Source organism: Frateuria defendens, assembly GCF_001182895.1.
GTDB classification, from domain to species: domain Bacteria; phylum Pseudomonadota; class Gammaproteobacteria; order Xanthomonadales; family Rhodanobacteraceae; genus Frateuria_B; species Frateuria_B defendens.
In genome coordinates this window covers 1-8,353 of record NZ_LFQR01000038.1, presented here as the reverse complement: position 1 = coordinate 8,353, position 8,353 = coordinate 1, and the positions used below count along the sequence as shown (strand labels likewise).

Here is an 8,353-nt window from a genome sequence, read left to right as displayed (position 1 = left end):
GCCTTGCGCGCGACAAGCCTACGCAGCGTCAGCGCCGCAACGCCACGGTCGCGCGCAAGGCGCGCTCCTACGATGGCGACAACGCCTCGCCGATCAACCGCTGTAGTCGGCGATGTAGACCAGCAGCCCGTCGCGCAGGCGGAACTCGCTGCGCCCTTCCAGCGCGATCGACTGCCCCGCACGCACGCCGTTGGGCAGGTCCACCGCGAAGCTGCCCTCGAAGAAGATGCGTGCCTCGGCCGATTCGCCCTGCTCGGCGTAGGCGATGACGGTCTGGCGCCGCCGCGCGAACAGGTAGCGCGTGCTCTCGGCCAATTTGCGGAACTCGTCCAGCCCGTCGGTGCGCACGCTCAGCACGCCGGCGGTGTAGTTCTCGAACACCACGTCCGGGTGCAGGGCGGTCAGCATGGCGTCCACGTCGATGCGGTTGTAGGCGTCGAGGTAACGCTCGATCAGCGCGCGCATGGCCGGTCCCGGTGGCGAGGCAGAGCCGGCATCCCATCACGGCAAGGCGGCGGCGTCCAGTGCGCGCAGAGCATGGTGCCGCACTCAGCCCCGCGCGAGCAGCCCGATCGCCACCACGGCCAGCGCCAGCCCCGCCACGTTGATCCCGCTCAACCGCTCGCGGAAACCCAGCACGCCGACCACGGTGCCCAGCGCCACCACGCCGAGGTTCATGCTGGCGAACACCAGCGCGGGGTCGTGCGGCAGCGCCCGGTGCGCGCGCAGGTAGAACAGGATGTTGCCGAAGTTGAAGAGGCCGAGCAGCAGGCCGGCGCCGAGGCTGCGCAGATCGAGGCGCGCCAGCCCGCGCGCCACCCGCACGCTCAGCAGCGCGAACGCCACCACCAGCGACAGCGCGAACATCGCCAGCAGCGAGGTGCCCAGTGGCACGCCGGCCGCCGCCACCTGCTTGAACAGGATGTCGATGGCGCCGAAGCCGGCGAACACCGCGAGCGGATACAGCCACGCCGCCGCGCCCTCCGCGCGCGCCTCGGGCGTGTTGCGCCACACCAGCGCTGCCAGCGCGGCCAGGCCCAGGGCGATGCCCGCCGCCTTGGTCGTGGTCAGCGCCTGGCCGAACAGCACGAACGCGGCCAGCAGCGAGAGCAGCAGCGAAAGGCGCTGCGCCACGTCGCTGCGCACGATGCCGGCGTGGCGCACCGAAGCACCCAGCGCGAGGAAGATGATAGGCAGCAGCACGCCCAGCCCGGCCAGCGCCGGCCACGGCGCGCCGCGCTGGTGCAGCGGCGCCAGCGCGGGCTGCATCGTCAGCAGCACCAGCGCGCCGGCGAGGAGGTAGTTCCACGCCACCATCTGGCCCACGTCCAGGCCGGACCGGCGTGCCAGCTTGAGCAGCACCGACACCAGCACGCTGCACAGCACACTCAACAGGACGAAACTCATGGAACCTGCCAGGAAACGAAGGAAGAGGGAAGGTGCGAAAACGACGGCGCGCGGAGCCTTCGACAGGCGGGCGGGCCTGCCGCGGGGCCGGGCCACGCGCCAGCGCGGCGACGCACCCGCCGCCGGCGGTCAGAGATGCCGCGTTTCAACGGGCGGATGGTCCCAGTTGTCGTGGAGGCCGTCGCAATAGGTGATCGGCGCCGCGACAAGCTCATCGATATCGACCCCGTCGAGGCAGGCGACATTGACGTTGTAGTAGACGGACCCGCTCAGGTTGGGCATGTCGATGCGCTCGAACGGGCGTATGCCGCAGGTACGGCAGAAGAAATGGTGCGCGACCAGGTTGCCGCCCCGGTAGTCGGCGAGCGCATCCCGCCCCGAAACGAGGCGGAACCTGGACGGCTCCGCATTCACCACCCACAGGCGCCCCATCGCGCAGAAGGTGCAATTGCACTTGCACGTGCCGGCAGCGATGTCGACGTCGGCCTCGAAGCGCACGGCGCCGCAGTGGCAGCGGCCCGGGTAGGTCTTCAGCATCGTTTCGCCTCATTAAACTTCTGGAGCGGTGCCCGGGCGGGACAAGGTGGCCCGTCGCCAGGGCGGACGGATTCTTCGAGCACCCATCCATGCCGCCGGGCCGCCCCATGTCTTCAGGTCTGTTGAATACATGCAGCTTGACCATTCCTAGAGATGCTCCGTAAAAACAATGGTTTGCAATTTTCTTTGTCCATTGGTTTTTTGCATTTAAAGGGTATTGCGCTCAAATATTCAATTCTTTTTAGATCCGCTTTCAGAATGGCATTTTTCCTCTGGCTGGACGCGCGGAGTCAAGCTGGGGGACGGTTAGACGTGCGTGATCACGTTGGCGTTAACGCCGTACCGGAATAAACAGTGGGTCTCTATCGAGCAGTTCGGAGGCGCGACGGCCAAGGTGCTTGTCGGCGTCAAGGAACGATTGAAGGGTGTCGGGGCGATCAAGGTCAGGGGTTGAGAAGCCTCGAATACATTCCTGGCTGAGATCGACAATGGTGGACCAGCTGAGGTCGGGGCCTGAGACTAGTCGATGGATGCCGAACAGACTTTTCATGCTTTGCAGGCGCGCCCACAGTACAGCGGCAAAGCCATCGAAGCCCTCGCGGCAGCGAGAGAACGCAAGGAAGCCGCGGTCCAGCCGCTGGACACGGCCGAAGCGAGCGAGCATCGTCTCGGCACGCTGTACCGCCAGCTGATAGACCCGGTGCTCCTCGGCGTAGTCTGAGAAGTCTGCGCCCAGGTGCTCCACGTAGAAACGCGCCTGTTCGATGGTGTTGAAGCGCACCACCAGGTCTTCCAACCGGGTGTGCCGGGTCACCAATACGATGCGTTGATCGAGCGCGTTCATGGCTTCAGGCCTTCGCCGTCGGCTTCGGACGCGCCTGGGTCAGATGCTGCAGCAGGTCCGGCGAGATGTTGAGTTCACCGATCCGTTCCGCATTGGCGGCCAGGCCCTGGAACGCCTGGGCGATCAGCACCCCAGGGTCGGCCTGGCCTACCATCAGCGCCTGCAGCACCCGTGGATCGATGTCCTGCACCGCCTTCATGGTAGCGGCCACGGCGTAGGCCTTGGCATCGGCTTCGGTGCGGGCATTGTCGCTGCGCAGAGCGGTCAGTCCCTTGTTCTTCTCTTCCATCGCGATGCGTCCCGCCATCTCCTGGTCGCGGATCGCCTGGCGCTTGCTGAGCTCGGCCTGCTCGGCCTCCAGTTGCGCCTCGCGGATCTGCCGCTTCTTCGCCTCCACCGCGATCTCGGTGTTGAGCTCGTTCTCCTTCACGGCGCGCTCCTGCTCGATCGCTGCATTCCGGCGCGCATAGGTGGCGTCGTCGGCCTGCTTGAGGATCTGCTCGCGCACTTGGGCTTCCAGCGCCCGGGCGGTCTCCGGGTTTGGCTTCACGGCCAGGATCGCCAGGTTGACCAGTTCGAGGCCGAGGCTGGGCAGACCTTCCGAGCGCTGCAAGCCATCGCGGACCGCCTTCACCAGGTGGTCCGAGCCCTGCAGCAGTTCCTGCAGGGTCTTGCCCTGCAACACCGAGCGCAGTTGCACCTGCACCGCGTTGACCACACGCTGCGGCAGCTTGGTGTGGTCCTCGGAGACGTAGCTGCCGTCCGGTTTGAGGGTGAAGTTCATCAGGCCGGCGAGCGTGGTTGGGGCAGCCACGCGGTAGGTCACCTGACCCTGCACCGTGACCACCTGAAAGTCGCTGCTGACCTCCTGGAACATGAAGGGCGCATCCACGCTTTCCAGCGGGATCGATACCAGCGAGGCGTTGGGCGCGAAGTACCAGAAGGACAGACCGGTCCCCTCGCGCACGGCCTTGCCGTTCTTGTATTGCAGCAGGTAGGTGCTGGGGCTGGCTTTGACGTAGCGAAATCCAAACATGGCAGTGCTCCTTCCTTGAGAGTTAGATGATTTGGCTGCGAGCGCGGACTTCATCGAACGACCAGTCGCGGACGAGCTGGCCGTTCTCCCAAACCGTCTGCAGTGCATGGGCCCAGCCGGCCGGTGGCTGGTAGGCCTCCACGGTAGGAACGTCGGCAGGGACCGTGACGGTCTTGTAGGTGCCGTACTCGCGGTGCCGTAGGAGCGCCAGCCGACCGCGCTGTGAGGTTTTGCCAGCGTCGGTGGCCGGTGCCTTGTAGACGTCGACCCATTCGCCGTCGATGCGGGCGGCCGAGCACTTGAGCGCGAACTTCTGCGTGTCACGGTTCATGTGCTGCAGCAGCGCACCGCCCATGCCGAAGGCGAGGTTGTCGGTGGCGTAGCCGGCCGCGGTGATGCGCTCGAGGATGGCCGCGATGCTGCGCGGATTGACGCCATCGCCCTGGATCAGGCGCACGTGGTTGAGCACCTTGTAGCCCTTACCGTTGACCGTGCTGCCGAAGGCGGCGTCGAGGCGAACCAGGCACTGATGAACCACCTCCACCGGATCACCCGAATCGGGGCGGATGACCACCGTGGCGCCCGAGCGAATCACCTCATCCTTGAGCGTCTTGCCCCAATGCTCGTCGATGGCACGGTAGATGTCGTAGCTATCCGACACCACGGCAAGCAAGGTGCCGGGCTTGGCGAACTGGGTGAGCATGTTGCGGAATGCGGCGACCTCGCCGTCGCGGCCCCAGCTGGTGATCGTGCTGTGCTCGGCAGCTGGGATGGAGAACCCGGCCATTGGTGCGCCGTAAAAACGACGGGCTGCCAGCACACCGGACACCGTGTCGGTGCCCTGGAAGTTCACCAGATGGGCCATGCCGCCCAAGGCGGCCGACTCGGTGCTGGAGACGCCACGGGCACCGAAGTCGTGCAGCTTGAACGGCAACTGCTCATCTGGCGCGTCGCTGGTCTTGTCCAGGTAGGCGCGCAAGGTTTGCTTCACGTGCCAGCTGACCGTGGCCACCGTCACCGGGTACCACAGGCGAAGCAGCAGGGTTTCCAGGTAGCTCGGCAGCCAGAAGGCTTCCGGGTCGATCGACTCGATGGTGACGAGGGCCTGGTGGGTGGGCACCACGCTGCCTTCGGGCACCGCGCGGATGCGCAGGGGCAGCCGCCCGCCATGGACGTCGACGATGCGGCGCCACCCGCCCTCGTTGAACGGTTCGCCGTGCAGGGCGAAGAAGTCGCGCGCCTCGTCCACGTCGGCGTGGGTGACCGGGGCGCTCAGGTATTCCTTGAGGATGGCCTGCAGGCCGAAGAACACCGTCTTGTCGTACTCGCCGCCGCGCGACTCGACGTAGAAGAAGGTCTGGTCGGTGCCGGGCGGGTACTGCAGCCAATGGCTGGCTTTGTAACTGTCGGTGTTGAGGAGGAGGTTATTGAGGTAGTGCATGACGGAAGCTCCTTCGCGTCAGGTGAACCGGCGGTCTATCCACCGGCGGGAAGACAGGGGATCAGCCCCGTCCGAGGAAAAACTCCAGGATGTAGAGGTGGTCTTCGTACAGTTGCGGGCCCATCTCCAGCGCCTCGCTCACCGGAAACCAGCGCGCCTTGTCAGCATCGTCGCCGCCCTTCACGAGCGGGAGCTCCCCGGCGGGGAAGTCGAAATGGAAGGCATGAGTGATCGTGCGGCCACGCAGCGAGCGATCCGGGTGGTCGAAGACGTGTTGGTTCTTAATCGAGCCACGCAGCACCGGCACCGGAATCTTGAGGCGGGTCTCTTCTCGCAATTCACGCAGGCAACTGGTGAGGATCGTCTCGTTCTGCTGCAGAAAACCACCCGGCAGCGCCCACAGTCCCTTGCCGGGCTCCGAGCGACGGCGGACCAGCAGCACGTGGCCTGAATGCACGACCACTGCATCGGTGGTGACGAAGGTTGGCGCGTAGGGGGCCGCCGACCAGCCGGCACGGTAGTTTTCGATGAATCGGTACTCGTTGAGTAACTGTTCGAAAGCGCCGCCGTTCTTCCGGAAGGCTTCGAGCATCTCGAAGACCGGGGCGGGTACGTTGCTCCGGAGCATTAGCAGGCCGCCATGGAAATCGAGCTTGCCGGCTTCGAACAGGTAGCGGCGCAGTTCCGTGGCCGAGAGCGTCTCGGTGTGGCGCACGTCAACCAGCGGCCACTGTGGGAACTCCTGCAGGTAGTAGCTGCTGGCGTCCTTCTCTTGGCCGATCAGGCCAATCCGGCTATCCACCGAACCCCCATCCTCACGGATGGCCTCGTTCACCTTGCGCTGTACCGTCGCGATCCACTGGGCCTCGTTGTAGAGGTGATCACGTAGCGGCAGGGTGATCAGTCGATCCGATGCGTCGTCCAGCGCGGCACGAATCATCACCGAGCGCTCGGCGACGGTCCAAGGATTGCGGATGGAGCGAGGGGTGTCGGCCGAACCGATCAGGAAGATCAGCTTCTTCGCCTTGCTCAGCGCGTGGCGAGCGACGGCGGCATGCCCAATGTGGAAGGGCTCGAAACGGCCGATGAAGACCAGGTAGTCGAAGTCCATGAGAATCCCTCACGGTAGTTGGCTCTTCCGGGTCTGTCCCAGAAGTTGAGGCGAATGCTACCCCACGCTTTGGCGAAGTCAATGGGCTCCAGCAATTACCAAACCCCATGCACGGTGCGCACACCGACGAAGTTGATCACTCGGGCCAATCGATGGTGATGGCGCACCTTGGCCCAAGCTCGCGTACTGCTTCGTTCCAGACATAGAACGTCGTCTCGGCGATCCGGGACGACGTCAACGCCGGTCCGCACCTATTGACAACCGAGCAAGCTTGGGGACAGCCTAACAGTCATCCATAGGATTTGGAGAGCCATCGTGGGAAAGGATGCGAGACACTATATGTCGATGCTTGCTTACGCATGTCTCTGCGTGCTCGCTATGTCAAGCGTTGATCTGCATGCACTCCCTGCCCCTGAGCAGTCCCGGGTACACCCTCCCGTGCAGCCCACGGATACGTCACCACAATTGCCGGAAAATCCGGACTATTACTATCCAGAAATAACGGCACCCTCGTATCCCGAAATAGCCGTCCAGAACCACCATGAAGGGCGACCCCAGGTTCTAGCTGCGCTTGACCAGACAGGTCAGGTCGTTCAGGTCAAGCTCTATCGCACAAGCGGTTTTCGAGAGTTGGATTTGGAAGCGCTCAGCATAGTAAAGGGGCGGAGATTTACCCCTTGCGCCAGCTTTGAGCCGACACATGGCAAGTGCTTTGTGACAGTTCCTGTCATTTTCAAATTACCAGCGCACCAATCGCCCTGACAATCTCTTAATGTTCAAATGTAGGCCTGGCTCGCCGGGCTTACTGGCGAAACGTGCCCGATTCAAGGCGACGCCGGACGTGGGGGCATCTGGGTCGAGCAAGCCGTGAAATCCACTTCCATACCTTCCTCGGCTCCTTAAATCTCAAGGGCCACCCTCTGTCCCAGGAGACAAGGCATGTCGGGCATCAATCCAGCGTTACAGGATATTCTTAATAATTTCGCATCAAGCTTTGCAGATGGTGCAAGCGATCCCATTTATCAGAATCTCGTACTGGCTATTAACGCATCCCCAACGCTGTTAAATGATCTAAATACTGCTGCATCAGAGTCATTGTTAACCGGCATCACGTATAATCAGACTGGTGGCACTTCCTTCCAGCAAGGCAATATCGTCATGAATGCCGGCGAATTGGCCCCTTTTCTGGCCGATCTGCAATCAGCTCCCGGCAGCAGCACGTATCAAGCTGGTCTAGAGGGATTCATTGACGTTATCGGTCACGAAGTTGCGCACGCAACCTATGCGGACAACCTTGCCGCTGAGCAACAAGTGCTCCTCGACAATAGCGGCCTCTCTAGCGGATCCAGCGCAACCCAAGTAGACAGCTTCCTGAATCAGTATGCGCAGCTTAATTTCACGGATGAGGGACAAGCGTACATCCGCTCTTGGAACGACGTAGTCAATGAGAATGCCAACTCGACGAATCCCGCGGGCTTGCAGGACCTTATCGCCAGGAACTACTTCAAAGATGGACTGTTTGTTAAGCAGCCCGATGGCACGTACGCACCGCGCCCCGGAGTTATGCTTTCGGACGACGGATTTTCAATTGACATCACGTCCTCACAAGCGGTGGGCAACTACATCAAGCTGATGTCACCTTCTGGTGCTGATCAATCCACCATCGACTACGCGAGTTACTACTATTCCGGCGCAATGGAGGCTGCGAGCCTCGTCACCGGCGGATGGTTGAATGTCAGCTACGTTTCGCTTGGCCTTACGATCAGTCCCGATGGATCAAGCCGAACATCCCTGGAAATCGGCGAGTCTCTCGCTTCTCATCAATATGGTCAGCAGTTGACCATACGCGATACAGACGACGACACCCTCACCACGCTGACGCCATCCCAGGAAAATGGCGGAACAACTGTTATGGGTTATGTTGAACCCGTAGGCATCGACGGATCACGCTCTACTTTCCTAGGGATGCTCTGATCT

General features: G+C 62.7%; 9 protein-coding genes. 2 read left to right on the top strand and 7 right to left on the bottom strand.

All coding sequences use genetic code 11. The features are described from left to right. Positions 1 to 93: 93 nt before the first annotated feature. From ACH65_RS06100 to ACH65_RS06070, 7 genes are all read right to left on the bottom strand, one after another. Positions 94 to 465, bottom strand: coding sequence for a nuclear transport factor 2 family protein (locus tag ACH65_RS06100; protein WP_049621699.1), 372 nt, complete (start codon positions 463 to 465; stop codon positions 94 to 96). An 84-nt stretch (positions 466 to 549) separates the two neighbouring features. Continuing rightward, complete coding sequence (locus ACH65_RS06095; RefSeq protein WP_049621698.1) at positions 550 to 1,407, bottom strand: EamA family transporter; 858 nt, start codon at positions 1,405 to 1,407, stop codon at positions 550 to 552. A gap of 129 nt (positions 1,408 to 1,536) precedes the next feature. Next, the gene (locus tag ACH65_RS06090) at positions 1,537 to 1,944 is read right to left on the bottom strand and encodes a GFA family protein (protein ID WP_049621697.1); all 408 of its coding nucleotides are present in this window, start codon (positions 1,942 to 1,944) and stop codon (positions 1,537 to 1,539) included. A gap of 331 nt (positions 1,945 to 2,275) precedes the next feature. After that, the gene (locus ACH65_RS20530) at positions 2,276 to 2,788 is read right to left on the bottom strand and encodes a hypothetical protein (RefSeq protein WP_049621696.1); all 513 of its coding nucleotides are present in this window, start codon (positions 2,786 to 2,788) and stop codon (positions 2,276 to 2,278) included. 4 nt (positions 2,789 to 2,792) lie between these two features. Continuing rightward, the gene (locus tag ACH65_RS06080) at positions 2,793 to 3,824 is read right to left on the bottom strand and encodes an SPFH domain-containing protein (protein WP_049621695.1); all 1,032 of its coding nucleotides are present in this window, start codon (positions 3,822 to 3,824) and stop codon (positions 2,793 to 2,795) included. 22 nt (positions 3,825 to 3,846) lie between these two features. After that, the gene (locus tag ACH65_RS06075) at positions 3,847 to 5,265 is read right to left on the bottom strand and encodes a nicotinate phosphoribosyltransferase (RefSeq protein WP_049621694.1); all 1,419 of its coding nucleotides are present in this window, start codon (positions 5,263 to 5,265) and stop codon (positions 3,847 to 3,849) included. 61 nt (positions 5,266 to 5,326) lie between these two features. Further along, positions 5,327 to 6,376: a bifunctional nicotinamide-nucleotide adenylyltransferase/Nudix hydroxylase gene (locus ACH65_RS06070; RefSeq protein ID WP_049621693.1), complete on the bottom strand. Its 1,050-nt coding sequence runs from the start codon at positions 6,374 to 6,376 to the stop codon at positions 5,327 to 5,329. A gap of 339 nt (positions 6,377 to 6,715) precedes the next feature. Between ACH65_RS06070 and ACH65_RS21155 the strand changes: the two genes are divergently transcribed. Further along, positions 6,716 to 7,138 (top strand): energy transducer TonB, encoded by a 423-nt coding sequence (locus tag ACH65_RS21155; RefSeq protein ID WP_082190167.1) that lies wholly within the window; start codon positions 6,716 to 6,718, stop codon positions 7,136 to 7,138. Positions 7,139 to 7,315: 177 nt separating this feature from the next. Continuing rightward, positions 7,316 to 8,350: a hypothetical protein gene (locus tag ACH65_RS19715; RefSeq protein ID WP_153242498.1), complete on the top strand. Its 1,035-nt coding sequence runs from the start codon at positions 7,316 to 7,318 to the stop codon at positions 8,348 to 8,350. Positions 8,351 to 8,353: the final 3 nt, after the last annotated feature.